A 1,355-nucleotide genomic window follows, 5' to 3' on the forward strand; every position below is an offset into this window, starting at 1 on the left:
CAGGTGCAGTCGCTGACGACCAGCCAGCTCAGCCACCTGACGACGGATGGCCTGAACGCGATGGGCTCGGCCCAGTTCGCCGCTCTGTCCTCCCTGCAGGTCGGTTCGCTGACCTCCGACCAACTGCCCAAGATGGAGAGCGCCGATCTGCGCGCCATCACGACGGTGGCGCTGCGCGGCCTGAGTTCCGATCAGATCCAGACCCTCACCTCCGACGAGGTGGGCGCTTTGACGACCGGCCAGATCGCCGCGCTGACCACGGCCCAGGTGCGAGGCCTGACGGCTGGTGACATGACGGCCCTGGACACTGCCCAGGTGGCCGTGCTGAGCTCGGCCCAGGTCGCCCAGCTGAACACTGATCAGTTGTCCGCCATCGATGCGGCCGACATGAAGTCACTGACGACGGTCGCGCTGCGGGCGCTCACCAGCACCCAGCTGGACGGCCTGACCAGCGACCAGTTGCGTGCCCTGAGCTCGGGCCAGATCAATGCCCTGACCACCGACCAGGTCCGTACGCTGAACACGGACGACCTGAACAGCTTGTCGTCCGACCAGTTCAACAAGCTCTCCACCGCCCAGGTCGCCGTGCTGACGACGGCCCAGTTGAGCCACCTGACGACGGACAGCCTCAACGCGATGGGCTCGACCCAGTTCGCCGCGCTGAACTCGGCCCAGTTCAGCGCGCTGACGTCCGACCAGCTGCCGACGATGGAGACGGCCGACCTGCGCGCCGTCACGACCGCGGCACTGCGCGGCCTCTCCTCCGACCAGATCCAGACSCTGACCTCCGACGAGGTGGGCGYCCTGACSACGGGCCAGATCGCYGCSYTGACSACGGCCCARGTSMARGGCCTGACGGCCGGCGACATGACGGCCCTGGGCACCGCYCAGATCGCCGCYCTGGGCTCGGCCCAGGTGTCGGCCCTGAACACCGACCAGYTGTCSGCCATCGAGGCSGCYGACATGAARTCGCTGAGCACGGCCGCCCTGCGTGGCCTGACCAGCACCCAGCTGGAYGGCCTSACCWSCGACCAGCTGCGCGCSCTMASCTCCAGCCAGATCAACGCGCTGACGACCGACCAGRTCCGCACGCTGAACACGGACGACCTCAACAGCCTSRCGTCCGACCAGTTCAACAAGCTYTCCACCGCCCAGGTCGCCGYGCTGACGACGGCGCAGCTGAGCCACCTGACGACGGACAGCCTCAACGCCATGGGCTCGGCCCAATTCGCGACGCTGAACTCCACGCAGTTCGGCTCGCTGACCTCTGACCAGCTGCCGACGATGGAGACGGCCGACCTGCGCGCCGTCACGACCGCGGCACTGCGCGGCCTCTCCTCCGACCAGATCCAGAC

At 68.1% G+C, this 1,355-nt stretch carries 1 pseudogene; it reads left to right on the plus strand.

The window, feature by feature from the left end:
- Nucleotides 1–1,355, plus strand: a pseudogene (locus AC1DU6_RS31335) (heme utilization protein); the annotation flags it as partial.

It is taken from the genome of Roseateles sp. P5_B10 (genome assembly GCF_056400485.1).